The sequence below is a fragment of the Streptomyces sp. NPDC058195 genome, assembly GCF_042883525.1.
Taxonomy (GTDB): Bacteria; Actinomycetota; Actinomycetes; order Streptomycetales; family Streptomycetaceae; genus Streptomyces.
Genome location: NZ_JBHVVM010000004.1, coordinates 340,815 through 364,952, shown reverse-complemented (window position 1 = coordinate 364,952; position 24,138 = coordinate 340,815). Strand labels below are relative to the sequence as shown.

22 protein-coding genes are annotated in these 24,138 nt (G+C 72.1%); 2 read left to right on the top strand and 20 right to left on the bottom strand.

Translation table 11 applies throughout. From position 1 onward, the window contains the following. Window positions 1-24: 24 nt before the first annotated feature. Together ACFVWY_RS07695 and fmt are read right to left on the bottom strand one after the other, a co-directional pair. On the bottom strand, window positions 25-1,458 hold the full coding sequence (locus ACFVWY_RS07695; protein WP_389868292.1) for an RsmB/NOP family class I SAM-dependent RNA methyltransferase: 1,434 nt from the start codon (window positions 1,456-1,458) through the stop codon (window positions 25-27). Between the two features lie 73 nt (window positions 1,459-1,531). Further along, complete coding sequence (gene fmt / locus ACFVWY_RS07690) at window positions 1,532-2,464, bottom strand: methionyl-tRNA formyltransferase (protein ID WP_389868290.1); 933 nt, start codon at window positions 2,462-2,464, stop codon at window positions 1,532-1,534. Between the two features lie 227 nt (window positions 2,465-2,691). On the opposite strand from fmt, the gene ACFVWY_RS07685 reads away from it, so the two are divergent. Further along, a complete protein-coding gene (locus ACFVWY_RS07685; RefSeq protein WP_389868288.1) occupies window positions 2,692-3,237 on the top strand; it encodes a hypothetical protein in 546 nt (181 codons plus the stop codon). Between the two features lie 187 nt (window positions 3,238-3,424). Here the strand turns inward: ACFVWY_RS07685 and ACFVWY_RS07680 are convergent, their stop codons facing one another. The 14 genes from ACFVWY_RS07680 to pyrR all read right to left on the bottom strand — a co-directional run bounded on the left by ACFVWY_RS07680 (window position 3,425) and on the right by pyrR (window position 20,073). After that, window positions 3,425-5,569 (bottom strand): primosomal protein N', encoded by a 2,145-nt coding sequence (locus tag ACFVWY_RS07680; protein WP_389868287.1) that lies wholly within the window; start codon window positions 5,567-5,569, stop codon window positions 3,425-3,427. Between the two features lie 126 nt (window positions 5,570-5,695). Next, the gene (gene metK, locus ACFVWY_RS07675) at window positions 5,696-6,904 is read right to left on the bottom strand and encodes a methionine adenosyltransferase (protein ID WP_389868285.1); all 1,209 of its coding nucleotides are present in this window, start codon (window positions 6,902-6,904) and stop codon (window positions 5,696-5,698) included. A gap of 240 nt (window positions 6,905-7,144) precedes the next feature. Further along, window positions 7,145-8,347: a bifunctional phosphopantothenoylcysteine decarboxylase/phosphopantothenate--cysteine ligase CoaBC gene (gene coaBC, locus ACFVWY_RS07670; RefSeq protein ID WP_389868283.1), complete on the bottom strand. Its 1,203-nt coding sequence runs from the start codon at window positions 8,345-8,347 to the stop codon at window positions 7,145-7,147. Window positions 8,348-8,480: 133 nt separating this feature from the next. After that, complete coding sequence (gene rpoZ / locus ACFVWY_RS07665) at window positions 8,481-8,753, bottom strand: DNA-directed RNA polymerase subunit omega (protein ID WP_003970369.1); 273 nt, start codon at window positions 8,751-8,753, stop codon at window positions 8,481-8,483. 114 nt (window positions 8,754-8,867) lie between these two features. After that, window positions 8,868-9,485, bottom strand: a complete 618-nt coding sequence (gene gmk, locus ACFVWY_RS07660; RefSeq protein WP_389868281.1) for a guanylate kinase — start codon at window positions 9,483-9,485, stop codon at window positions 8,868-8,870. Between the two features lie 37 nt (window positions 9,486-9,522). After that, window positions 9,523-9,846: an integration host factor gene (locus ACFVWY_RS07655; RefSeq protein ID WP_014157387.1), complete on the bottom strand. Its 324-nt coding sequence runs from the start codon at window positions 9,844-9,846 to the stop codon at window positions 9,523-9,525. A 244-nt stretch (window positions 9,847-10,090) separates the two neighbouring features. Further along, window positions 10,091-10,930 carry an orotidine-5'-phosphate decarboxylase gene (gene pyrF / locus ACFVWY_RS07650; RefSeq protein WP_389868279.1) on the bottom strand — a complete coding sequence of 280 codons (840 nt, stop codon included), beginning with the start codon at window positions 10,928-10,930 and terminating at the stop codon, window positions 10,091-10,093. Next, the gene (locus ACFVWY_RS07645; RefSeq protein ID WP_389868277.1) at window positions 10,927-12,036 is read right to left on the bottom strand and encodes a quinone-dependent dihydroorotate dehydrogenase; all 1,110 of its coding nucleotides are present in this window, start codon (window positions 12,034-12,036) and stop codon (window positions 10,927-10,929) included. Before ACFVWY_RS07645 ends, pyrF begins: the two co-directional genes overlap by 4 nt. 58 nt (window positions 12,037-12,094) lie before the next feature. Then, window positions 12,095-15,403, bottom strand: a complete 3,309-nt coding sequence (carB, locus tag ACFVWY_RS07640) for a carbamoyl-phosphate synthase large subunit (protein WP_389868275.1) — start codon at window positions 15,401-15,403, stop codon at window positions 12,095-12,097. Next, window positions 15,396-16,538 (bottom strand): glutamine-hydrolyzing carbamoyl-phosphate synthase small subunit, encoded by a 1,143-nt coding sequence (carA, locus tag ACFVWY_RS07635; protein ID WP_389868274.1) that lies wholly within the window; start codon window positions 16,536-16,538, stop codon window positions 15,396-15,398. Before carA ends, carB begins: the two co-directional genes overlap by 8 nt. After that, the gene (locus ACFVWY_RS07630; protein WP_389868272.1) at window positions 16,535-17,119 is read right to left on the bottom strand and encodes a hypothetical protein; all 585 of its coding nucleotides are present in this window, start codon (window positions 17,117-17,119) and stop codon (window positions 16,535-16,537) included. The genes carA and ACFVWY_RS07630 overlap by 4 nt, the downstream gene beginning before the upstream one ends. Next, window positions 17,116-18,402, bottom strand: a complete 1,287-nt coding sequence (locus ACFVWY_RS07625; RefSeq protein WP_389868270.1) for a dihydroorotase — start codon at window positions 18,400-18,402, stop codon at window positions 17,116-17,118. The genes ACFVWY_RS07630 and ACFVWY_RS07625 overlap by 4 nt, the downstream gene beginning before the upstream one ends. A 2-nt stretch (window positions 18,403-18,404) precedes the next feature. Continuing rightward, window positions 18,405-19,397 (bottom strand): aspartate carbamoyltransferase catalytic subunit, encoded by a 993-nt coding sequence (locus ACFVWY_RS07620; protein WP_389868360.1) that lies wholly within the window; start codon window positions 19,395-19,397, stop codon window positions 18,405-18,407. 91 nt (window positions 19,398-19,488) lie between these two features. Further along, on the bottom strand, window positions 19,489-20,073 hold the full coding sequence (pyrR, locus tag ACFVWY_RS07615; RefSeq protein ID WP_385825994.1) for a bifunctional pyr operon transcriptional regulator/uracil phosphoribosyltransferase PyrR: 585 nt from the start codon (window positions 20,071-20,073) through the stop codon (window positions 19,489-19,491). A 221-nt stretch (window positions 20,074-20,294) separates the two neighbouring features. On the opposite strand from pyrR, the gene bldD reads away from it, so the two are divergent. Further along, entirely contained in the window at window positions 20,295-20,795 is a 501-nt protein-coding gene (gene bldD, locus ACFVWY_RS07610; RefSeq protein ID WP_014044812.1) for a transcriptional regulator BldD, read from the top strand. Between the two features lie 190 nt (window positions 20,796-20,985). Here the strand turns inward: bldD and nusB are convergent, their stop codons facing one another. The 4 genes from nusB to ACFVWY_RS07590 all read right to left on the bottom strand — a co-directional run bounded on the left by nusB (window position 20,986) and on the right by ACFVWY_RS07590 (window position 24,029). After that, the gene (gene nusB, locus ACFVWY_RS07605; protein WP_389868268.1) at window positions 20,986-21,417 is read right to left on the bottom strand and encodes a transcription antitermination factor NusB; all 432 of its coding nucleotides are present in this window, start codon (window positions 21,415-21,417) and stop codon (window positions 20,986-20,988) included. A gap of 2 nt (window positions 21,418-21,419) precedes the next feature. Continuing rightward, window positions 21,420-21,986 carry an elongation factor P gene (gene efp, locus ACFVWY_RS07600; RefSeq protein WP_389868266.1) on the bottom strand — a complete coding sequence of 189 codons (567 nt, stop codon included), beginning with the start codon at window positions 21,984-21,986 and terminating at the stop codon, window positions 21,420-21,422. A gap of 49 nt (window positions 21,987-22,035) precedes the next feature. Further along, window positions 22,036-23,142, bottom strand: a complete 1,107-nt coding sequence (locus tag ACFVWY_RS07595; protein ID WP_389868265.1) for a M24 family metallopeptidase — start codon at window positions 23,140-23,142, stop codon at window positions 22,036-22,038. A gap of 65 nt (window positions 23,143-23,207) precedes the next feature. After that, window positions 23,208-24,029 (bottom strand): Pro-rich N-terminal domain-containing protein, encoded by an 822-nt coding sequence (locus ACFVWY_RS07590; protein ID WP_389868263.1) that lies wholly within the window; start codon window positions 24,027-24,029, stop codon window positions 23,208-23,210. Window positions 24,030-24,138 lie beyond the last annotated feature (109 nt).

Sequence of the window (24,138 nt, the reverse complement as noted above, 5' to 3'; positions counted from 1 at the left end):
GGGGAAGCCGGTTCCTGTCGTCATTCAGGCGGTACGCCGCAGCAGGGCCAGGTACATCGCGTCCGTGCCGTGCAGGTGGGGCCAGAGCTGGACATCGGGGCCGTCGCCCAGCGCGGGCACGCCCGGCATCAGCGGGCGGGCGTCCACCCACTCGGCCTCCACGGCCTGGCCACCGCGCCCCTTGAGCACGTCCTCGACCACGGTGCGGGTCTCCGCGAGATGCGGCGAACAGGTCGCGTAGCCGACCACGCCGCCGACCCGGACGGCCTTCAACGCCTCGCGGAGCAGAGCACGCTGAAGCGGCGCGAACTGCTCCAGGTCCTCCCTGCGGCGGCGCCAGCGCGCCTCCGGGCGGCGGCGCAGGGCGCCGAGGCCCGAGCACGGCACATCCATCAGCACGCGGTCGAAGCTGCCGGGACGCCAGGGCGGGCGGGTGCCGTCGGCGGTGACCACCTGGTACGGGCCGGGGTTCCCGGCCAGGGCGCGCTCGACGAGCCGGGCCCGGTGCGGCTGCTTCTCGGCGGCGAGCAGGGCGGCGCCCCGTTCCGCGGCGAGCGCGGCGAGCAGGGCGGCCTTGCCGCCGGGGCCCGCGCAGCCGTCGAGCCAGCGGCTGTCGCCGCCCTCCAGCGGTGCGGCGGCAAGAGCGGCGGCCACCAGCTGGCTGCCCTCGTCCTGGACCCCGGCCCGGCTCTCGCGCACCGCCTCCAGCGCGCCGGGCTCGCCGCCCTCCGCCATCCGTACGGCGTACGGCGACCAGCGGCCCGGGAGGCCGTTCTCCTCACCGAGCGCGTCGAGCAGTTCACCGGTGGTCGCGCGGCCGGGGCGGGCCACCAACGTGACCTCGGGCCGTTCGTTGTCCGCCTCCAGCAGGTCCTCGATCCCGGCCCGGCCGCCGCCCAGCGCGTCCCACAGCGCCGAGACGACCCAGCGCGGGTGCGAGTGCACGACGGCGAGGTGGTCCTCGGCGTCCTCCTCGTAGGGCGGGGCCACCCGGGCCACCCAGCCGTCGAGGTCGTCCGCGGAGACCTTGCGCAGCACCGCGTTGACGAATTTGGCGCGGCCCTCGCCGAGCACGACCCGGGCCAGCTCCACGCTGGCGGAGACCGCCGCGTGGGTGGGGATCCGGGTGCCGAGCAGCTGGTGCACGCCCATGTTCAGCACGTCCAGGACGGGCGGGTCGACCTCGCGCAGCGGCCGGTCGATGCAGGCCGCGACGATCGCGTCGTACGTCCCCTGACGGCGCAGCGTGCCGTAGACCAGCTCGGTCGCCAGCGCCGCGTCCCGGTGGTCGAAGTCCCCGTTGGCGCGGGCCTTCTTCAGCAGCGACGGCAGGACGAGGTTGGCGTACGCGTCGCGTTCGTCGACCGCCCGCAGCGCCTCGAAGGCGAGGAAACGGACCGGGTCCTTCTTCGGGCGGCGGTGGGGCTGGGCGGGACGGCGACGCTGCTGGTCGTTCACGTGAAAGGTGCTCCGCTGAGGGTGAGGGGGCGAACCCTCCCAGCCTACGTCGCCGCCCCGGCCGGGGTACGCCTCAGCTCCCCAGCAGCTCGCCGTGGGCGATCCGTACCCCGCGCGCCCAGTCCGCGGCCCGCATCGGCTTCTTGCCCTGCGGCTGGACCCAGAGCAGCTCGACGGCGTGCGATCCGGTGCCCACGTAGACGTTGTTCTTGGCGGCCGACAGCTCGCCGGGGGCCAGGTCGGTGCGGTCGAGGACGGGCACGGCCTGGATCAGCTTCAGCCTCTCGCCGCGGAACAGGGTCCACGCGCCGGGCGCGGGCGTGCAGCCGCGTACCACCCGGTCGACCCGGAGCGCGGGCGCCGACCACTGCACCTGGGCGTCCTCGACGGTGATCTTCGGGGCGAGGGTGACGCCGTCGGCCGGCTGCGGCACGGCGTGCAGGGTGCCGTCCTCGATGCCGTCCATCGTCGCCGCGAGCAGCCCCGCTCCGGCGAACGCCAGCCGGGTGAGCAGGTCGCCGCTGGTGTCGGTGGGGCGCACCTCCTCGGTGAGTACGCCGTACACCGGGCCGGAGTCGAGCCCCTCCTCGATCAGGAAGGTCGACGCGCCGGTCAGCTCGTCCCCGGCCATCACCGCGTGCTGCACCGGGGCCGCGCCGCGCCAGGCGGGCAGCAGCGAGAAGTGGAGGTTGACCCAGCCGCGGGCGGGCACGGCGAGCGCCGCCTTGGGCAGCAGCGCCCCGTAGGCGACGACCGGGCAGCAGTCCGGGGCGATCTCCCGCAGCCGGGCGAGGAAGTCCTCGTCGCGCGGCCGGGCGGGCTTGAGCACCTCGATGCCCGCCTCCTCGGCGCGCTCGGCGACCGGGCTGGCGACCAGACGGCGGCCCCGCCCGGCGGGGGCGTCGGGCCGGGTCACCACGGCGGCCACCTCGTGCCGGTCCGAGGCGATCAGGGCGTCCAGGGCGGGTACGGCGACCTCGGGGGTGCCTGCGAAGACGAGCTTCATGGGTGGCTGACTGCCTCTCGGGCCGAAGTGCGGTGACGAGCAACGCACAAGTCTATGGGCCGGAGCACCAGGGGGCGTACGCATGCCCGTGCGCCCCTTTGAAGGGCGTACGCGCCCCTGAAGCGTGACCAGAACCCCAGCTCGGGCGTTGGTCAAGAGAGATTGACCGAAGCGAGCCGCCCTGGTGCGGCCCGATCCCTTTCAACGCCGGTTCGAGAGGCTTCTTCATGGCCGACCACGCAACCCACGACGCCCAAGCGAGGGCCAGTCTGCATCTGTTGGTGCGGGACATCGAGCGGGTCCGGCGGCAGGTGGACGCGCTGCGCACGCTCACCGCCCAACTGGGCAACGTCTACCGTCCGCGCCGCTCCGGCCCGTCCACGGGCTTCGTCGTCTACGGCAGGGCCCCGGCCCCCACCGTCAGGCTGGCGCAGGAACTGCGTGACAGCGTCGAGACGCTGGTCACCGCCGCGGTCGACTTCGACCGCTCACTGGGCTTCTCCTGGGACGCGGTGGGCTCCGCGCTCGGGGTCACCAAGCAGGCGGTGCACCGCCGCTACGGAGCGCGCCGCAACACCCGCCAGCCGGGGGTGGCCGAGACCGGCGGGGAGGCCGCCGTGCCGCGCGGCCTGCCCGTCCCGGGCTCCGGCGGTCCGTCCGCGCTGCCCGCCGTGCCCGCAGCCCGTTCCATGCCGCCGCAGCCGTCGACGGACCGACCGTCACTGCGCGATGACCTGCGCCCGGGTGCCTTCCCCGGCCCACGCAACGGCTGACCGCCCCGCCTGTCCGTCCGCTGCCCCGTCGCACGCCCCGTGCGGCGGGGCAGCCCCATGCCCCAGGCGGGGCTTCTCCCCGGGCCTTCTTCCTGGCCCTCCTCCGGGCTTCCGGGGACTCTTCTCCCCGACCCTTCTCCGGGCTTCCCGGGACTCTTCTCCCCGGCCCCTCTCCGCGGCCCGGGAGTCAGCCGATGTCCGGCGGGTCGACCCTGATCCGGACCCGCTCGCCACCGCCCCGGGACAGCCGCGCCGCCTGCGCGCTCTTCAGGGCGTGCGCCAGCGCCGCCCCGCTGCCCGGCGGCACCCTGAGCAGCACCCGCTCCCAGGACTCCCCCGGCGGCGCCTGGCCGGGTCTGCGGGGCCGTCCGGGCGGGGCGGCGGGCACCGGGACCGGGCCCAGGGTCTCGGTCTCCGGCGGCAGTTCGGCCGCCGCGAGGAACCCGGCCAGCGCCTCGGGCGTACCGGTCACCGAAGCCATCCGGGACACCGGGGGAAAGCCCAGCTCGGCCCGGTCCGCCAGCTCACGGCGGGCGTGCCCCACCGGATCCCAGCGCACCAGGGCCTGTACCGGCCGCAGCGTCGGCTCGGCGACCACGACCACCGTGCCGCCCTCCGGCTGCCCGCGCACCAGCGCCGCGGCGGCCGTCCAGCGCCGCAGCGCCTCCTCACCGGCCCGCAGATCGGGGCGGCCCACCATCGCCCAGCCGTCCAGCAGCAGCGCCGCCGCGTAACCGCCCTCGGCCACGGGCTCGGCGCCCGGGGTGCTGACGACCAGCGCGGGCGCGTCCGGCACCGCGTCGAGCACATGGTCACGGCCGGAGGTCCGCACCGGCACGGCGGGAAAGGCCCGGCCCAGCTCCTCGGCGGTCCGCCGGGCACCGACGATCCGGGCCCGCAGCCGGCCGGAGCCGCAGGCCGGGCAGTGCCAGGCGGTCTCGGGCCGCCCGCACCAGGCGCAGTCCAGGTCCCGCTGGTCCGGGGCCTGGAGCGGGCCCGCGCAGTGGCGGCAGCGGGCGGGCTCACGGCAGCGTTCGCAGGCCAGCCGGGGCGCGTAGCCGCGGCGGGGCACCTGGACCAGGACCGGGCCGCGGCGCAGCCCGTCCCGCACCGTCTGCCACGCCAGGCTGGGCAGCCGGGCGGCCCGCGCCGCGCCATCCCGCGCCAGCTCCCCGTCGTCGACCGTACGCACCAGGGGGGCCGCGATCCGCAACTGCTCCCGGTCGGCGCGCAGCGGCAGCGCCCAGCCGCTCTCCGCCAGCTGGGCGGCCTCCACCGTGCAGCTCGTACCGCCGAGGAGGAAGGCGCACCGGCCGTGCGCGGCGCGCAGTTCGAGCACTTCGCGCACGTGCGGGAAGGGGGCGTTGTCGTCGCTGTGGCTGGCGTCCCCGTCGTCCCAGACGGCGACCAGGCCGAGGTCGGCGACCGGGGCGAACATCGCCGCTCTCGTCCCGACGACCGCCCGCACCGAGCCGCGCCGGACGGCGAGCCACTCGCGGTAGCGCTTCTCCGGTCCGGAGTCCGCGGTGAGCAGCGCGTGGTGCCCCCGGCCGAGCAGTGCGGTGAGCGCGGTGTCCACCCGTGCCGCGGCCCGGCCGTCGGGGACGACGAGCAGCGCGCCGCGCCCGGACGCGAGGGTCGCGGCCATGGCGCGGGCGATCTCCTCGGGCCAGTGGGGTCCGGGCAGCGCCGTCCATACGGCCCTGGGCGCGCCCCCCTCCGCCAGCGCCCGCAGGAACGCCGGGCCCCGCGCGTACCGCTGCCAGCTCCCCGCCGGCGGCGCGGGCGGCGACGGCAGCGGCGCGGGGGAGGGCTTCGACTCGGCCCGCCCGTTCCGCGGCGGCACGGCGAGCTGGAGCACGTCGGCGAGGCTGCCCGCGTACCGGTCGGCTACGGCGCGGGCGAGGGCCAGCAGCTCCGGCCCCAGCACAGGTTCGGGCGACACCACGTAGGCGAGCGCCGCGAGGGCGCCCTGGTAGTCCGACTCGGCACGCCGCTCGATCAGGAAGCCGTCGATCAGCCCGCCGCCCTCACGGCGCCCGCCCCGGACCTGGCGTCCCCCGGCGCCGAACCGGACCCGCACCCGCACCCCGGGCTGCGCCTCGGCGTCCAGCTCCTCGGGCACCGCGTAGTCGAAGTACTGGTCGAGGTGGAGGGCGCCCTTGTTGACCAGCACCCGGGCGACGGGCAGCTCCTTCGCGAGCGCGGCGCCGCGCCAGGTCCGCGGCTTGGCCCGGGGCACGCTGGCCCGGCGTACCGTCTCGCGGATCAGCGCGAGCTGCTCCGGGGCCCCGTCGCCGGGGTCCTCGGGCCGCTCGTTCTCGCTGCTCACAGCCACATTCCTATCAGAGGGCACGGACAGCGGCCGCGCTGAGGAACGCCGGGCCTCAACGCGACGGGGCCCGGACACCCTGTGCGGTGTCCGGGCCCCGTCGTACGGACCGGTGCGGCGGCTGTCCTACAGCCCGGCCGCCTCACGCAGCGCGTCCACCCGGTCGGTGCGCTCCCAGGTGAAGTCGGGCAGCTCCCGGCCGAAGTGGCCGTAGGCCGCGGTCTGCGCGTAGATCGGACGGAGCAGGTCGAGGTCACGGATGATCGCGGCCGGGCGGAGGTCGAAGACCTCACCGATGGCGTGCTCGATCTTCTCGGTGTCGACGGCGGCCGTGCCGAACGTCTCGACGAACAGGCCGACCGGCTCGGCCTTGCCGATCGCGTACGCGACCTGGACCTCGCAACGGGCGGCGAGGCCCGCGGCGACGACGTTCTTGGCGACCCAGCGCATGGCGTACGCAGCCGAGCGGTCCACCTTCGACGGGTCCTTGCCCGAGAAGGCGCCGCCGCCGTGCCGGGCCATGCCGCCGTAGGTGTCGATGATGATCTTGCGGCCGGTCAGACCGGCGTCACCCATCGGGCCGCCGATCTCGAAGCGCCCGGTGGGGTTGACCAGCAGCCGGTAGCCGTCGGTGTCGAGCTTGATGCCGTCCTCGATGAGCTGCGCGAGCACGTGCTCGACGACGAACTCGCGGATGTCGGGCGCGAGCAGCGAGTCGAGGTCGATGTCGCTGGCGTGCTGCGAGGAGACCACGACGGTGTCGAGACGGATGGCCTTGTCGCCGTCGTACTCGATGGTGACCTGGGTCTTGCCGTCGGGGCGCAGGTACGGGATGGTCCCGTTCTTGCGGACCTCGGACAGGCGCCGGGAGAGCCGGTGCGCGAGGTGGATCGGGAGCGGCATCAGCTCGGGCGTCTCGTCGCAGGCGTAGCCGAACATCAGGCCCTGGTCACCGGCGCCCTGCTTGTCGAGCTCGTCCTCGTCGCCCTCGACCCGCTGCTCGTACGCCGTGTCGACGCCCTGCGCGATGTCGGGAGACTGCGCCCCGATGGACACCGAGACGCCGCAGGAGGCACCGTCGAAGCCCTTCTTCGACGAGTCGTAGCCGATCTCCAGGACCTTGTTGCGGACCAGGGTCGGGATGTCGGCGTAGGCCTTGGTCGTGACCTCACCCGCTACGTGGACCAGACCGGTGGTGATCAAGGTCTCGACGGCCACGCGGGACCGGGGGTCCTCGCGGAGCAGCGCGTCGAGAATGGTGTCGCTGATCTGGTCGGCGATCTTGTCGGGGTGACCCTCGGTGACGGACTCCGAGGTGAAGAGACGGCGGGACACATCGCTCCCTGGGGTTGCAGCGGCTGCTGGCTGATCATTTGGCGGACCGCCGGGAGCTGCGCCCGGCACAATCCAGAGCCAGTTTATCGGTCGGATTCGTCCGGCGGACAGCATGTCTCGCCCTTTGGGCGATCTGTGACCCGCCCCACTCCCTTCCGAAGCGGCCCAAAACCCCTCGGTACGCGCGTTTTACCCCCATATTTCAAGGGATTCGGACCGTCGGCAACCAACACAAGATCTTCATCCGAGCCGCGGCGACACGAGGTCCCAGACCGTGTCGGCGAGCGCTTCCTTGGGTCCGTACGGCACCTGGGTCTCGCCGCCGTCGGCCGCGAGCACCACCGCCTCGTTCTCCTCGGAGCCGAAGGTACGGCGCTCCCCCACCTCGTTGACGACCAGGAGGTCGCAGCCCTTGCGGCGGAGCTTGTCGCGGCCGTTGGAGAGGACGTTGTCGGTCTCGGCGGCGAAGCCGACGACGACCTGCCCCGGCCGGGCGCGCTCGGCGGACACCTCGGCGAGGATGTCGGGATTGCGGACCAGGGTGATGGGGGCGGGCTCCTGCCCGTCCTTCTTCTTGATCTTCCCCTGGGCGTACTCGGCGGGGCGGAAGTCGGCGACCGCCGCGGCCATCACGACCACATCGGCGTCCGCGGCGGCCTTCAGCACCGCCTCGCGCAGCTGCACGGCGGTACCCACGCGCAGGATGTCGGCGCCCGCCGGGTCGGGCAGCCCGGTATTGGCCTCGATCAGCGTGACCCGGGCGCCACGGGCGAGGGCGGTACGGGCCAGCGCGTAGCCCTGCTTGCCCGAGGAGCGGTTGCCGAGGTAGCGCACCGGGTCGAGGGGTTCACGCGTGCCGCCCGCGCTGATCACCACGTGGCGGCCCGCCAGATCGGGCCCGGCCGGGCCCCGGGCCAGCACCCGGCGGCAGACCTCGAAGATCTCCCCGGGGTCGGGCAGCCGCCCCTTGCCGGTGTCGGCGCCGGTGAGGCGGCCGACGGCGGGCTCGATGACGACGGCGCCGCGGCGCCGCAGGGTGGCGACGTTCTCCCGGGTGGCGGGGTGCTCCCACATCTCGGTGTGCATGGCGGGCGCGAAGACGACCGGACAGCGGGCGGTGAGGAGCGTGTTGGTCAGCAGGTCGTCGGCGAGGCCGTGGGCCGCCCTGGCGAGCGTGTCCGCGGTGGCGGGGGCGACGACCACCAGGTCGGCCTCCTGCCCGATCCTGACGTGCGGCACCTGGTGGACGTCGTCCCAGACCTCGGTGGAGACCGGGTGACCGGAGAGCGCCGACCAGGTGGCGGCCCCCACGAAGTGCAGCGCGGAGCTGGTCGGCACCACCCGCACGTCGTGACCGGACTCGGTCAGCCGACGCAGCAGCTCGCACGCCTTGTACGCGGCGATGCCCCCGCTGACCCCCAGAACGACCTTCGGCTTGTCCACTGCGTCTCCCCGCACTCGGATACGAACATTCCCATGCTGCCTCACCGCGCCCGCCCGGCCGAGGCCGCCCCGGACACACCTCGGGCCCGGCAGCCATGGCTGCCGGGCCCGGGACGAAGACGCGATTTCCTGCTTACTGCGCGGGGCCCTCGATGGCCTCGGAGGTGAGCAGGCCCGCGTTGATCTCGCGGAGCGCGATCGAGAGCGGCTTCTCGTGCACGTGGGTGTCGACGAGCGGACCGACGTACTCCAGGAGGCCCTCGCCGAGCTGCGAGTAGTACGCGTTGATCTGGCGCGCACGCTTGGCGGCGTAGATCACGAGGCTGTACTTCGAGTCGGTGGCCTCGAGGAGCTCATCAATCGGCGGGTTGATGATGCCCTCGGGCGTGGTGATGGAAGAGGACACTCTCTGCCTTCCGAAGGGGGTGAGAATCAAAGAAACCTTTGATGGTGCGGAGGTCCGCGGTCACACGTGTCGGCTGTGCCGGTACGTGCGCTGGTGCGTGAGGGCCGGTACGCCTCAGTCGTTCTCGGCGCGGCGGCCGGAAACCTCCAACATCAAGGCTAGCAGCTCACGCGCCACGTCCTCGACGGAGGTGTTGACCAGCGTCGTGTCGAACTCGGCCTCGGCGGCCAGCTCGACCCGGGCGGCGGTGAGACGGCGCTCGATCACCTCGGGCGCCTCCGTCCCGCGGCCGGTGAGGCGGCGGACCAGTTCCTCCCAGCTCGGCGGAGCCAGGAAGACCAGCTGGGCGTCCGGCATCGACTGACGGACCAGCCGGGCGCCCTGGAGGTCGATCTCCAGCAGCACCGGCTCGCCCGCCTCCAGGCGGTCGAGCACGGCGCGGCGGGGCGTGCCGTAGCGGTTGCCCGCGAACTCGGCCCACTCCAGCAGCTCACCGTTGGCGATCAGCTTGTCGAATTCCTCGTCGTCCACGAAGAAGTAGTGGACGCCGTCGCTCTCGCCGGGGCGCGGCTTACGGGTCGTCGCCGACACCGAGAGCCAGACCTCGGGGTGAACCTTGCGCATATGGGCGACGACCGTGCTCTTGCCGACCCCGGAGGGGCCGGAGAGCACGGTCAGCCGCGGACGTACGTCCGGGGGTACGGGGGACGTCCCCCGGGATGTTGCAGCCATGGAGCGATTATCCAGGTTCTCAGGGGTGCCTGAGAACTCAGGCGGCGCTGCCGCCGAACTCCCGCTCCAGGGACGCGATCTGGTTGGAGCCGAGGCCCCGGACCCGGCGGCTCTCGGAGATGCCGAGCCGCTCCATGATCTGCTTGGCGCGGACCTTGCCCACGCCGGGCAGGGACTCCAGGAGGGCGGAGACCTTCATCTTGCCGATGACGTCGTTCTCCTGGCCCTGCTTGATGACCTCGTGGAGGGAGGCGCCGGAGTGCTTCAGTCGATTCTTGACCTCGGCCCGCTCCCGGCGAGCCGCGGCGGCCTTTTCGAGCGCGGCTGCGCGCTGTTCAGGGGTAAGGGGCGGAAGAGCCACGCCTACGTCACCTCGGATGTCGATCTGTCGGATACGGACCGGTGAGGAAGCCAAAAGCTCCACACCAGGTGAGCGACGGACCACTCGTGTACGTCGGCTCTCGACGGAGACTAGCGGCCATGGCCGCCCGAGTCAGCGAGAACCAACGAAAAGTCCTGGTCAGCCTTGCCCGACCAGGACAATCCAGGCATAACAACCGAGTTTTTTGGTCAGGAGTTGGTCAACGCCTTGTTACGGGACGCTGTCAGCGGCCCGCCAGAGCGGTCCGGATCTCCTCCGTCAGCCGTTCGGCGGCCTCGCGCAGCCCCGCCGTGTCCGGCCCCTGACGCAGCACGCCCCGGCTCACGCTGGGCACCACATTGCCCACCGCGGCGCCGAACACCCCGGGCAGATCCGCGGGCGTCGCGCCCTGCGCCCCGATCCCGGGAGCGAGCAGCGGGCCGTTGATCGCCAGGTCCACCCCGGCGTCCCCGAGGGTGGCGCCGACCACCGCGCCGACCGAGCCCAGCGGCTCGGCCCCGGCGTTCTCCTCGGCCATCCGGTCGAGCATCAGCTGGGCCAGCGAGCGGCCGTCGGCGGCGGTGGCCCGCTGCACCTCGGCACCCTCCGGGTTGGAGGTGAGGGCGAGCACGAAGACCCCGGAGCCGGAGGCGGCCGCCGCGTCGAGCGCCGGGCGCAGCGAGCCGAAGCCGAGGTACGGCGAGACGGTGACCGCGTCCGAGAACAGCGGCGAGCCGGGGTCGAGGTAGGTGGCCGCGTAGGCGCCCATCGTGGAGCCGATGTCGCCCCGCTTGGCGTCCATCAGCACCAGCGCACCGGCCGCCCGCGCCTCCTCCACCGCCTTCTCCAGGACGGCGATGCCGCGCGATCCGAAGCGCTCGAAGAACGCCGACTGCGGCTTGAGCACGGCGACCCGGTCGGCCAGCGCCTCGACGACCGTGCGCGTGAAGCGCTCCAGCCCGGCGATGTCGTCGTTCAGGCCCCAGCCGGTGAGCAGCGAGGCGTGCGGGTCGATGCCGACGCAGAGCGGGCCGCGGGTGTCCATGGCACGGCGCAGGCGCGCGCCGAACGGTTCGGGGCTCATGCGGTGGCCTTCCTGGTTGCTGCGCCGACGGCCTCGGCGAGAGTGGCGTACGGGGAGGCGGCCAGGCGTGCGGCCAGGCCCTTGTGGATCGACCGGGCGTAGAACGGGCCCTCGTAGATGAAGGCGCTGTAGCCCTGGACGAGCGTGGCTCCGGCGAGGATGCGCTGCCAGGCGTCCTCGGCGTTCTCGACGCCGCCGACGCCGACGAGGGTGATCCGGTCGCCGACCCGTGCGTAGAGGCGGGCGAGCACCTCCAGGGAGCGTGCCTTGAGCGGGGCGCCGGAGAGTCCGCCGGCCTCGCCGGTCAGGTCGGGCGGGGACGTCAGGCCGAGGCCCTCGCGGGCGATGGTGGTGTTGGTGGCGATGATGCCGTCCAGGCCCAGCTCGACCGCGAGGTCGGCGACCGCGTCGACGTCCTCGTCCGCGAGGTCCGGGGCGATCTTGACGAGCAGCGGGACGCGTCGTGCGGTGACGGTGCGGTCGGCCGCCTCGCGCACGGCGGCGAGCAGCGGCCGCAGCGCCTCGGTGGCCTGGAGGTTGCGAAGGCCCGGGGTGTTGGGCGAGGAGACGTTGACGACCAGGTAGTCGGCGTGGGCGGCGAGCCGCTCGGTGGACTTCACGTAGTCGTCGGCGGCTTCGGCCTCCGGCACGACCTTGGTCTTGCCGATGTTGACGCCGAGCGTGGTCCGGAAGACCGGCCTGCGGGCCGCCAGCCGCGCGGCGACGGCGGCGGAGCCCTCGTTGTTGAAGCCCATGCGGTTGATCAGCGCGCAGTCCGCGACAAGGCGGAAGAGGCGCTTCCTGGGGTTGCCGGGCTGCGGCTCGCCGGTGACGGTGCCGATCTCGACGTGGTCGAAGCCGAGCATCGCCATGCCGTCGATCGCGACGGCGTTCTTGTCGAAGCCCGCGGCGAGGCCGAAGGGGCCGTGCATGCGCAGGCCCAGTGCCTCGGTGCGCAGCTCCTTGTAGCGGGGCGCGAGCGCGGCGGCCACGAAGGTGCGCAGCACCGGTACGCGGACGGCCAGGCGGATCCACCGGAAGGCCAGGTAGTGGGCCTGCTCGGCGTCCATCCGCTTGAAGAACAGCCGGAAGAAGAGCTTGTACATCGCAAGTGTCCTCACGGAGAGGGGGACACCGCTCTCGGTGTCCCCCTCTGCCGGTGTGCTAGTCGCGGGCCGCGGTCAGATGTTCCGCGTGTTCCTGGAGCGAACCGACGCCGACGCCGCCATGGGTGAGCGCGTCGATGCCCTGGACGGCCGCGGCGAGCGCCTGGACCGTCGTCAGGCACGGTACGGACCGGGCCACGGCCGCGGTGCGGATCTCGTAGCCGTCGAGGCGGCCGCCGGTGCCGTAGGGCGTGTTGACGATGAGGTCGACCTCGCCGTCGTGGATCAGCTGGACGATGGTCCGCTCTCCCTGCGGGCCGGTGCCCTCGGACTGCTTGCGCACGACGGTGGCGTTGATGCCGTTGCGCTTGAGGACCTCGGCGGTGCCGGAGGTGGCGAGCAGCTCGAAGCCGTGGGCGACGAGTTCGCGCGCCGGGAAGATCATCGAGCGCTTGTCGCGGTTGGCGACCGAGATGAACGCGCGGCCCGTGGTGGGCAGCGGCCCGTAGGCTCCGGCCTGCGACTTCGCGTACGCCGTGCCGAAGACCGAGTCGATGCCCATGACCTCGCCGGTGGAGCGCATCTCCGGGCCGAGGACGGTGTCGACGCCACGGCCGTGGATGTCGCGGAAGCGCGACCACGGCATGACGGCCTCCTTGACGGAGATCGGCGCGTCCATCGGCAGGGTGCCGCCGTCGCCGTTCGCCGGGAGCAGGCCCTCCGCGCGCAGTTCGGCGACGGTGGCGCCCAGCGAGATGCGGGCGGCGGCCTTGGCGAGCGGGACCGCGGTCGCCTTCGAGGTGAAGGGCACGGTGCGCGAGGCGCGCGGGTTGGCCTCCAGCACGTAGAGGATGTCCCCGGAGAGCGCGAACTGGATGTTGATCAGTCCACGGACGCCGACGCCCTTGGCGATGGCCTCGGTGGAGATCCGCAGCCGCTTGATGTCGTGGCCGCCGAGCGTGATCGGGGGCAGCGCGCAGGCGGAGTCGCCGGAGTGGATACCGGCCTCCTCGATGTGCTCCATGACGCCGCCGAGGTACAGCTCGGTGCCGTCGTAGAGCGCGTCGACGTCGATCTCGATCGCGTCGTCGAGGAAGCGGTCGACCAGGACCGGCCGGGTGGGGCTGATCTCGGTGGACTCGGCGATGTACGAGGCGAGCCTGGTCTCGTCGTACACGATCTCCATGCCCCGGCCGCCGAGCACGTAGCTGGGGCGTACGAGCACGGGGTAGCCGATCTCGTCGGCGATGGCCTTGGCCTCGTCGAAGGTGGTGGCGGTGCCGTGCTTCGGGGCCGGGAGCCCGGCCTCGGCGAGGACCCGGCCGAAGGCGCCGCGGTCCTCGGCGGCGTGGATCGCCTCCGGGGGCGTGCCGACGACCGGCACGCCGTTGTCCTTGAGCGCCTGGGACAGGCCGAGCGGGGTCTGTCCGCCGAGCTGGACGACGACGCCCGCGACCGGACCGGCGAGGGTCTCCGCGTGGACGATCTCCAGCACGTCCTCAAGCGTCAGCGGCTCGAAGTACAGGCGGTCGGAGGTGTCGTAGTCGGTGGAGACGGTCTCCGGGTTGCAGTTGACCATCACGGTCTCGTAGCCCGCGTCGCTCAGCGCGAAGGAGGCGTGGACGCAGGAGTAGTCGAACTCGATGCCCTGGCCGATGCGGTTGGGGCCGGAGCCGAGGATGATCACGGCGGGCTTGGTGCGGGGCGCGACCTCGGTCTCCTCGTCGTAGCTGGAGTAGAAGTACGGCGTCTTCGCGGCGAACTCGGCGGCGCAGGTGTCGACCGTCTTGTAGACCGGGCGGATGCCGAGAGCGTGCCGCACCTCGCGCACGACGTCCTCGCGCAGGCTGCGGATGTCGGCGATCTGGGCGTCGGAGAAGCCGTGGCGCTTGGCCTCGGCGAGCAGCTCGGGGCCGAGTTCGTCGGCGGCGGCGAGCTCGTCGGCGATCTCCTTGATCAGGAAGAGCTGGTCGACGAACCAGGGGTCGATCTTCGTCGCGTCGAAGACCTCCTCCTGGGTGGCACCGGCCCGGATCGCCTGCATGACGGTGTTGATCCGGCCGTCGGTCGGGCGGACCGCCTCGGCCAGCAGCTCGGCCTTCTCGCCGGGCTCGCCGGTGAAGGCGAACTGCGAGCCCTTCTTCTCCAGCGAGCGCAGCGCCTTCTGGAGCGCCTCGGTGAAGTTCCGGCCGATCGCCATGGCCTCGCCCACCGACTTCATGGTGGTGGTGAGGGTGGAGTCCGCGGACGGGAACTTCTCGAAGGCGAAGCGCGGGGCCTTGACGACGACGTAGTCAAGGGTGGGCTCGAAGGACGCCGGGGTCTTCTCGGTGATGTCGTTGGGGATCTCGTCGAGCGTGTAGCCGACGGCCAGCTTGGCGGCGATCTTGGCGATCGGGAAGCCGGTGGCCTTGGAGGCGAGCGCCGAGGAGCGGGAGACGCGCGGGTTCATCTCGATGACGATGACCCGGCCGTCCTCGGGGTCGATCGCGAACTGGATGTTGCAGCCGCCGGTGTCGACGCCGACCTCGCGGATGATCGCGATGCCGATGTCGCGCAGCCGCTGGTACTCGCGGTCGGTGAGCGTCATCGCCGGGGCGACGGTGATCGAGTCACCGGTGTGGACGCCCATCGGGTCGAAGTTCTCGATGGAGCAGACGACCACGACGTTGTCGTTCCGGTCGCGCATCAGCTCCAGCTCGTACTCCTTCCAGCCGAGGATGGACTCCTCCAGGAGCACCTCGGTGGTCGGGGAGAGCGTGAGGCCCTGACCGGCGATGCGGCGCAGCTCCGCCTCGTCATGGGCGAAGCCGGAACCGGCGCCGCCCATGGTGAAGGAGGGGCGGACGACGACGGGGTAACCGCCGAGCGTCTCGACACCGGCCAGGACGTCGTCCATGGAGTGGCAGATGACCGAGCGGGCGGACTCGCCGTGGCCGGTCTTGGCGTTGACGGCCTCCACTACGCCCTTGAAGAGGTCGCGGTCCTCGCCCTTGTTGATGGCCTCGACGTTGGCACCGATCAGCTCGACGCCGTACTTCTCCAGGACACCGTTCTCGTGCATGGAGATCGCGGTGTTGAGCGCGGTCTGGCCGCCCAGGGTGGGCAGCAGCGCGTCGGGGCGCTCCTTGGCGATGATCTTCTCGACGAACTCGGGGGTGATCGGCTCGACGTACGTGGCGTCGGCGATCTCCGGGTCGGTCATGATCGTCGCGGGGTTGGAGTTGACCAGGATGACGCGCAGGCCCTCGGCCTTGAGGACGCGGCAGGCCTGGGTGCCGGAGTAGTCGAACTCCGCGGCCTGGCCGATGACGATCGGGCCGGAGCCGATGACCAGGACGGACTGGATATCGGAGCGCTTAGGCACGCGGGCCCTCCATCAGGGATACGAAACGGTCGAAGAGGTACGCGGCGTCGTGCGGCCCCGCGGCCGCCTCGGGGTGGTACTGGACGCTGAAGGCCGGCTGGTCGAGCAGCTGGAGGCCCTCGACGACCTGGTCGTTCAGGCAGACGTGGGAGACCTCGGCGCGGCCGAAGGCGGTGTCGGACACTCGGTCGAGCGGGGCGTCGACGGCGAAGCCGTGGTTGTGCGCGGTGACCTCGACCTTGCCGGTCGTGCGGTCCTGCACCGGCTGGTTGATGCCACGGTGGCCGTACTTCAGCTTGTAGGTGCCGAAGCCGAGGGCGCGGCCCAGGATCTGGTTGCCGAAGCAGATGCCGAAGAGCGGGGTCCTGCGCTCCAGGACGCCGCGCATGACGGAGACCGGGTGGTCGGCGGTGGCGGGGTCGCCGGGGCCGTTGGAGAAGAACACGCCGTCGGGCCCGACCGCGTAGACGTCCTCCAGGGTCGCGGTGGCGGGCAGCACGTGCACCTCGATGCCGCGCTCGGCCATCCGGTGCGGGGTCATGCCCTTGATGCCGAGGTCGATCGCGGCGACGGTGAACTTCTTGGTGCCGATCGCGGGGACGACGTACGCCTCCTTGGTGGCGACCTCGGCGGAGAGGTCGGCGCCCACCATCTCGGGGGCCTCCTGGACCCGGGCCAGCAGCGTGGCCTCATCGGCGACGGCGTCGCCGGAGAAGATGCCGACGCGCATGGCGCCGCGCTCGCGCAGGTGGCGGGTGAGGGCGCGGGTGTCGATGCCGCTGATGCCGACGACGCCCTGGGTCTCCAGCTCCTCGTCGAGGGAGCGGCGCGCGCGCCAGTTGGAGGGCACCCGGGCGGGGTCGCGGACAACGTAGCCGGAGACCCAGATACGGCCGGACTCGGGGTCCTCGTCGTTGACCCCGGTGTTCCCGACGTGCGGGGCGGTCATCACGACGACCTGGCGGTGGTAGGAGGGGTCGGTCAGCGTCTCCTGGTAGCCGGTCATGCCGGTGGAGAAAACCGCCTCGCCGAAGGTCTCCCCCACGGCCCCGTAGGCACGGCCGCGGAACGTGCGGCCGTCCTCCAGGACGAGTACGGCGGGAGCTTTGGCGGCTCCCCGGGTGGAGATCGTCATCGTGCGGCGCCTTCCGTAGCGGTGGTGGTGGTGAGTTGGTTGATGGCCTCGGCCCAGGCCGGGTGCTCGGCCGAGCGGTCGGAGCGGAAGCCGGAGTCGATCAGCTTGCCGCCGTGTGCCCAGGTGATGATCAGCAGGCCGCCCTCGGGGAGGACCTTGCCCGCGATCCCCTTGTCGAGACGGGCCTCGCGCAGGGCTTCGGCCGGTACGAAGAAGTCGGCGGCACCGGGGCGGACCACGTCCAGGCCCTGCGGGGTCAGGGTGAGCTCGACCCGGCTGCGGGTGCCCAGGCCGTGGGCGACGATCCGGTCGAGCCACTGCCCCGCGGTGGTGGAGGCGTGGTACCGGCCGGTCAGGGTGAGCAGTGGCTCACCGTCCGCGAACGCCTCCGGTGTGGTGGGCAGCTCCGGCAGGTCGGACTGGAGGCTGCCCCGCCACTTCCATCCCTGGCGCATCAGCCAGTAGACGAAGGCGATCAGGACGATCAGGCCGATGACCCAGCTGATCCGGGCGGACCAGTCGGTGACCTCGGCCGACTTCTGTTCGGCAGCGAGCTGGTAGAGAGGGGTGAGTGATGTCACGCGAGCTTCCCGTCGACGACCGTTGCACGGCCCCGCAGGAAGGTGTGGGTCACTCGGCCCGGCAGCTCGCGCCCCTCGTACGGAGTGTTGCGGCTGCGGGAGGCGAAGCCCGCGGGGTCCACGACACCACGGTAAGCGGGATCGACCAGGGTGAGGTTGGCGGGTTCGCCCGCCGAGACGGGGCGGCCGTGTCCGTCGAGCCGTCCGATGGCGGCCGGACGGAACGACATCCGGTCGGCGACCCCCGCCCAGTCGATCAGCCCGGTGTCGACCATCGTCTGCTGGACGACGGAGAGCGCGGTCTCCAGGCCCACCATGCCCATGGCCGCGGCGGCCCACTCGCAGTCCTTGTCCTCGTGCGGGTGCGGGGCGTGGTCGGTGGCGACGCAGTCGATGGTGCCGTCGGCGAGCGCCTCGCGCAGCGCCATGACGTCGGCCTCGGTGCGCAGCGGCGGGTTCACCTTGTAGACCGGGTTGTAGGACCGTACGAGCTCGTCGGTGAGGAGCAGGTGATGGGGAGTGACCTCGGCGGTGACGCTCCAGCCCTTCGACTTGGCCCAGCGGACGATGTCCACGGAACCGGCGGTCGACAGGTGGCAGATGTGCACCCGGGAGCCGACGTGGGCGGCGAGCAGCACATCACGGGCGATGATCGACTCCTCGGCCACGGCGGGCCAGCCGCCCAGACCGAGCTCGGCGGAGACGACGCCCTCGTTCATCTGGGCGCCTTCGGTGAGGCGGGGCTCCTGGGCGTGCTGGGCGACGACACCGTCGAAGGCCTTCACGTACTCCAGCGCGCGGCGCATGATCACCGCGTCGTCGACGCACTTGCCGTCGTCGGAGAAGACCTTCACCCCGGCGGCCGAGTCGTGCATGGCTCCGAGCTCGGCGAGCTTCTTGCCCTCCAGGCCGACGGTGACGGCGCCGATCGGCTGTACGTCGCAGTAGCCGGACTCCTTGCCGAGCCGCCACACCTGCTCCACCACACCGGCGGTGTCGGCGACGGGGAAGGTGTTGGCCATGGCGTGCACGGCGGTGAAGCCGCCGACGGCCGCCGCCTTCGTCCCGGTCAGGACGGTCTCGGAGTCCTCGCGGCCCGGCTCGCGCAGATGGGTGTGGAGGTCGACCAGGCCGGGCAGCAGGATCTGCCCCTCGGCCTCGACGACGGTCGCGCCGGTGGCGTCGAGACCGGTGCCGACGGCCGCGATGGTCTCGCCGTCGATGAGGACGTCCTGGGGCTCGCCGCCGAGGATCTTCGCACCGCGGATCAGGGTCTTGCTCATGGTTACTTGTTCTCCTCGGTACGGGACGGAGCGGCGGGGGCGGGGGCGGCGGATTCGTACCCGCCGAGCAGCAGGTACAGGACGGCCATGCGGATCGAGACGCCGTTGGCGACCTGCTCGACGGCCGTGCAGCGGTCGGAGTCGGCGACCTCGGCGGTGATCTCCATGCCGCGCACCATCGGGCCGGGGTGCATGACGACGGCGTTGCCGGGCATCTTCGCCATGCGGTCGGCGTCCAGGCCGTAGCGGCGGGAGTACTCGCGCTCGGTCGGGAAGTACGCGGCGTTCATCCGTTCACGCTGCACACGCAGCATCATCACCGCGTCGGACGTCGACAGCACCTCGTCGAGGCCGTAGCTGACCTCGCAGGGCCACTGCTCGACGCCGACCGGCACCAGGGTCGGCGGGGCCACCAGGGTGACGTGGGCGCCGAGGGTGTTCAGCAGGTGGACGTTGGAACGGGCGACCCGGCTGTGCAGGATGTCGCCGACGATGGTGATCCGGCGGCCTTCGAGGTCACGGCCGAGACCGCTGTCGGCCCCGACCAGCCTGCGGCGCATCGTGAAGGCGTCCAGGAGCGCCTGGGTGGGGTGCTCGTGGGTGCCGTCACCGGCGTTGACGACGGCGCCGTCGATCCAGCCGGACGTGGCGAGGCGGTACGGGGCCCCGGAGGCGCCGTGCCGGATGACGACGGCGTCGGCGCCCATCGCCTCCAGGGTCAGCGCGGTGTCCTTGAGTGATTCGCCCTTGGAGACGGACGAGCCCTTGGCGGAGAAGTTGATGACGTCGGCCGACAGGCGCTTGGCCGCGGCCTCGAAGGAGATGCGGGTACGTGTCGAGTCCTCGAAGAAGAGGTTGACGACGGTACGGCCGCGCAGGGTGGGGAGCTTCTTGATCGGCCGGTCCGCGACCCGGGCCATTTCCTCGGCGGTGTCGAGGATCAGGACGGCGTCGTCGCGGGTGAGGTCGGCGGCCGAGATGAGGTGACGCTTCATCTGGGGTGTTCTCCGGTGGATGGAGGGTTCAGGCATGCGGGCGTGCGTGAGCAGCCGTACGGGCGTGCAACGGGCCGTACGGGGGGGTGGGCTACTGCTCGCCCGTCGGGGCGGTCCGCTCGACGCCGAGCAGCACGGCATCCCGGCCGTCCTCCTCGGCGAGCTGGACCTTGACCGTCTCCCGCAGCGACGTCGGGAGGTTCTTGCCGACGTAGTCGGCCCGGATCGGCAGTTCGCGGTGGCCCCGGTCGACCAGGACGGCGAGCTGCACCGCGCGCGGACGGCCGATGTCGCCCAGGGCGTCGAGCGCGGCGCGGATCGTGCGTCCCGAGAAGAGGACGTCGTCGACCAGGACGACCAGGCGGCCTTCGATGCCCTCACCGGGGATCTCGGTGCGGGCCAGGGCGCGCGCCGGGCGCAGCCGCAGGTCGTCGCGGTACATCGTGATGTCGAGGGAGCCGACCGGCATCTTTCCGCCGGTGATCTCTTCGAGCTTTTCGGCGAGCCGACGGGCGAGGAAGACGCCCCGCGTCGGGATGCCGAGGAGCACCACGTCGTCGGCGCCCTTGGCGCGTTCGACGATCTCGTGGGCGATACGGGTCAGAACCCGGGCGATGTCCGGGGCCTCCAGAACGGGGCGTGCCGCGTTGCCGGTGGCTTCGTGCTGTGCGTCCATAAGAAACGGACCTCCTTCTCCGCCTCACGGGACGGACCTTAAAGGACGTCGAATTTGCGTCATCCACGTTACCAGGGCTTGCGTCGGCCTCTGTTCGCACCCCCGAGAGAGGCAGGTCCGACCCTTTCAGCTTGACGCAACCAAGTAACGCTGCGTAACCTCACAGTGAGTTACCAGCAACGCGGCGGAGCCGCGCAATGTCCCAGCGTCCGGGGAGCTTTATGTCCAGCGAATACGCAAAACAGCTCGGGGCCAAACTCCGTGCCATCCGCACCCAGCAGGGTCTCTCCCTCCATGGCGTGGAGGAGAAGTCCCAGGGCCGCTGGAAGGCCGTCGTGGTCGGTTCGTACGAGCGCGGCGACCGTGCCGTGACCGTGCAGCGCCTCGCTGAGCTCGCGGACTTCTACGGTGTCCCGGTGCAGGAGCTCCTGCCTGGCACGACGCCCGGTGGCGCCGCCGAGCCGCCGCCGAAGCTGGTCCTGGACCTGGAGCGTCTGGCCCACGTGCCGCCGGAGAAGGCCGGTCCGCTCCAGCGCTACGCCGCGACGATCCAGAGCCAGCGCGGCGACTACAACGGCAAGGTGCTGTCGATCCGCCAGGACGACCTGCGCACGCTGGCCGTGATCTACGACCAGTCGCCCTCCGTACTCACGGAGCAGCTGATCAGCTGGGGCGTGCTGGACGCGGACGCGCGCCGCGCCGTGGCCCACGAAGAGGGCTGAGGCCCACACGAGAGACGTACCGCCGTGCCGGCGCGGGTCACCCCATCGGGTGCTCGCGCCGGCACGGTTTTTTCGTGCCCTCCGCACCCCCGGGCACGGCTGCCTCGTGCCCGCCGCACCGCCGCGCCATGCCGAAGGGCCCGCGGTCACGGGGACCGCGGGCCCTTCGACGGCTGAACGGCCGCCGGGGCTACTGCTCCCGGCGGAGGTTCGGCTTGAGGTCCTTGAAGCGGGCCAGCAGCCCGTTGACGAAGGACGGGGAGTCGTCGGTGGAGAACTCCTTGGCGATCTGGACCGCCTCGTCGATCACCACCGCGTCCGGCGTGCCGTCCTCCCAGATCAGCTCGTAGGCACCGAGGCGCAGGATGTTCCGGTCGACGACCGGCATGCGGTCGATCTCCCAGTCCACGGCGTACGTCACGATGAGGTCGTCGATCCGGTCCGCGTACTGCGCGTACCCCTCGACGAGCTCCATCGTGTACTCGGCGACCGGCGGCTGACGGGTGTCGGACCGCGAGTGCCGCACCCAGTCCGCGAGGACCGTGAGCACGGACTCACCGCGCTGGTCGGCCTCGAAGAGGATCTGGAAGGCGCGCTTGCGGGCCTTGTTCCGGGCAGCCACGGTTAGCTGTTCACCCGGCCGAGGTAGTCGCTCGTGCGGGTGTCGACCTTGACCTTCTCACCGGTGGTGATGAAGAGCGGGACCTGGATCTGGTAACCGGTCTCCAGGATGGCGGGCTTGGTTCCACCAGTGGAACGGTCGCCCTGGACACCCGGCTCGGTCTCCTTGATGACGAGCTCGACGGCGGCCGGGAGCTCGACGTAGAGCACCGAGCCCTCGTGCTGCGCCACCGAGGCGGTGAAGCCCTCGATCAGGAAGTTGGCGGTGTCGCCGACGGACTTGCGGTCCACGTGGAGCTGGTCGTAGGTCTCCATGTCCATGAAGACGAAGTAGTCGCCGTCCATGTAGGAGAACTGCATGTCGCGACGGTCAATGGTGGCCGTTTCGACCTTCACGCCGGCGTTGAACGTCTTGTCGACGACCTTGCCGGAGAGCACGTTCTTGAGCTTGGTGCGCACGAAGGCCGGGCCCTTGCCGGGCTTGACGTGCTGGAACTCGACGACGGACCAGAGCTGGCCTCCGTCGAGCTTGAGCACCATGCCGTTCTTGAGGTCGTTCGTGGAAGCCACGGTTGCGGAATCTCCTGGGCTGAAGCTGGTGGACGACCGAGGATCCGCGCTAGAGCGCGAGCAGCTCCTTGGTCGTGATGGTGAGTAGCTCGGGTCCGCCGTCCGCCTCGGGGCGCACGACGAGCGTGTCATCGATCCGGACTCCGCCCCGGCCCGGGAGGTGGACCCCCGGTTCGACGGTGACCGGCACACAAGCGTCCAGTTTACCCATGGCCGCAGGTGCCAACTGCGGGTCCTCGTCGATTTCGAGTCCCACGCCGTGCCCGGTCCAGGGCGCCAGGCCGCCGCCGTGCCCCGCGGAATCGAGGAGATTACGCGCCGCGTGGTCCACGTCGCGGTACGCGGCGCCCGGCACCAGCGCCTCGCGACCGGCCCGCTGAGCGGCGAAAACGAGCTCGTAGAGCTCGATCTGCCAATCGGCGGGCGCCGTCCCGATGACGAAGGTGCGGCCGATCTCGCAGCGGTAGCCGCGGTAGCTCGCGCCCAGGCAGACGGAGAGGAAATCCCCTTCCTCGACCCGTCGGTCCGAGGGGCGGTGGCGGCCCCGGCCGGAATTCGGCCCCGTGGCCACGGAGGTGGCGAACGCGGGGCCGTCGGCACCGTGGTCCACCAGACGGCGCTCCAGCTCCAGGGCGAGATGCCGCTCGGTGCGGCCGACCAGGATGGACTCCAGGAGTTCGCCCAGGGCCTGATCGGTGATCTCGGCGGCGATCCGCAGACAGGCGATCTCCTCCTCGTCCTTCACCACCCGCAGCTGCTCGACGGCGGTCCCGAGATCGGCCAGCCGGAGCCGCGGGGCGACCGACCCCATGGCCCGGTGGCGGGCGACCGTCAGATGGTGCTCCTCGACGGCGAGGGACTCCGCCCCCGCGGAACCGGCCACATCGGCGGCCGCCACCGCCGGATCGCCGTCGGCGACGGGCAGCACCGACACCCGCAGCCGGTCGTCGGTCCGCCCCTCGGCGTGATCACCGCCCAGGGCGCGGGGCGAGAACAGCATGTCCTCGCCGGGGCCCAGCAGCAGCACGGCCCCGGGCGGCGCACCGCCCGCGAGATAGCGGACGTTGGCGGGGCGGGAGACCAGGGCGGCCGCGGCACCCGCGGCGGCGCACTGGTCGCGGAGCGCTCCGCGGCGGACGGCGTACACCTCTGACATGCCACGAGCCTACGAGCGGTGGCGCGGACCTGCGCGGTCAGCGCATCCGACCGGGGGGCGAGGATTCACCAGCTCGGCGGGCTGGCTATGGACCGGGCGAGGATGTCGTCCAGGACACGGGCGGTGGTCTCCACGTCATAGGCCGAGTTGTCGATGATGGGCAGACCCGAGCCGTACCAGCCCGCCATCCTGCCGTGGATCCTGGCGACCTCCTCGTCCGAGAGGCGGCGGTTCCCGCTGCGGGCGGCGTTGCGCTCCAGCACGATCTCCAGGCCGGGCAGCAGGACGACCGGCAGGAGACCGGGGCCGACATGGCGTTTCCAGCCGCCGAGTCCGACGACCGGCCGGTCAGGGAAGACGGCGTCGTCGAGGATGCAGGAGATGCCGTTGGCGAGGAAGTTGCGGGCGGCGAAGCCGCAGGTGCGCCGGGCCAGGCGGTACTGCGCCTCGGAGTGGTCGTTCCACCCGGCCTGCGGGTCGGCGAAGCCGGAACAGACCCATTCGCGGACGTCGTCGAGGCTCACGTGGGCGGTGGGCACCCGGCGGCGGCTGGCCCAGAGCTTGGCCACGGTGGTCTTGCCCGCGCCCGCCGGGCCGATCAGCAGGACCGCGAGGGTCGCGCTGCCGGTGCCGGGTCCGGCGGGCGGCACGGGCAGCGGGACGGGGCCGCCGGGCGGCAGCTGGACGTGCCCGGTGGTCTCCCTGACGGGGGGCCCGGGGGCGTGGCACGGGGCCGGGCCGCTCCATCCGGCAGGCGCGGGCGGGGCCGCGGGCGGCGGTCCCGCCGGTCCCGCGGGGCCGGGGTGCTGGGCCTGGTACGACCAGCCGACAGGTCCGCCTGCGGGGCCTTGGGGCGGCGGCAGCGGGGCCCCCACTGCGTGCTGCATCCGGTGCCACTCCGTCTCGTACAGTCAACTGGCGCTGGTGGGAGGGCAACCGTACCGTTCCCGGCCGCCACAGGGACAACGGCCGGGAAGCCGCCGCAGTGCCCGAACG

What these genes read in the sequence shown, in the direction of transcription:
- fmt (WP_389868290.1), bottom strand. Translation starts at nt 2,464, where the DNA reads ATGAAGCTCGTCTTCGCAGGCACCCCCGAGGTCGCCGTACCCGCCCTG.
- ACFVWY_RS07685 (WP_389868288.1), top strand. Translation starts at nt 2,692, where the DNA reads ATGGCCGACCACGCAACCCACGACGCCCAAGCGAGGGCCAGTCTGCAT.
- gmk (WP_389868281.1), bottom strand. Translation starts at nt 9,485, where the DNA reads ATGGCTGCAACATCCCGGGGGACGTCCCCCGTACCCCCGGACGTACGT.
- pyrF (WP_389868279.1), bottom strand. Translation starts at nt 10,930, where the DNA reads ATGAGCCCCGAACCGTTCGGCGCGCGCCTGCGCCGTGCCATGGACACC.
- ACFVWY_RS07645 (WP_389868277.1), bottom strand. Translation starts at nt 12,036, where the DNA reads ATGTACAAGCTCTTCTTCCGGCTGTTCTTCAAGCGGATGGACGCCGAG.
- carA (WP_389868274.1), bottom strand. Translation starts at nt 16,538, where the DNA reads ATGACGATCTCCACCCGGGGAGCCGCCAAAGCTCCCGCCGTACTCGTC.
- ACFVWY_RS07625 (WP_389868270.1), bottom strand. Translation starts at nt 18,402, where the DNA reads ATGAGCAAGACCCTGATCCGCGGTGCGAAGATCCTCGGCGGCGAGCCC.
- ACFVWY_RS07620 (WP_389868360.1), bottom strand. Translation starts at nt 19,397, where the DNA reads ATGAAGCGTCACCTCATCTCGGCCGCCGACCTCACCCGCGACGACGCC.
- pyrR (WP_385825994.1), bottom strand. Translation starts at nt 20,073, where the DNA reads ATGGACGCACAGCACGAAGCCACCGGCAACGCGGCACGCCCCGTTCTG.
- bldD (WP_014044812.1), top strand. Translation starts at nt 20,295, where the DNA reads ATGTCCAGCGAATACGCAAAACAGCTCGGGGCCAAACTCCGTGCCATC.
- ACFVWY_RS07595 (WP_389868265.1), bottom strand. Translation starts at nt 23,142, where the DNA reads ATGTCAGAGGTGTACGCCGTCCGCCGCGGAGCGCTCCGCGACCAGTGC.
- ACFVWY_RS07590 (WP_389868263.1), bottom strand. Translation starts at nt 24,029, where the DNA reads ATGCAGCACGCAGTGGGGGCCCCGCTGCCGCCGCCCCAAGGCCCCGCA.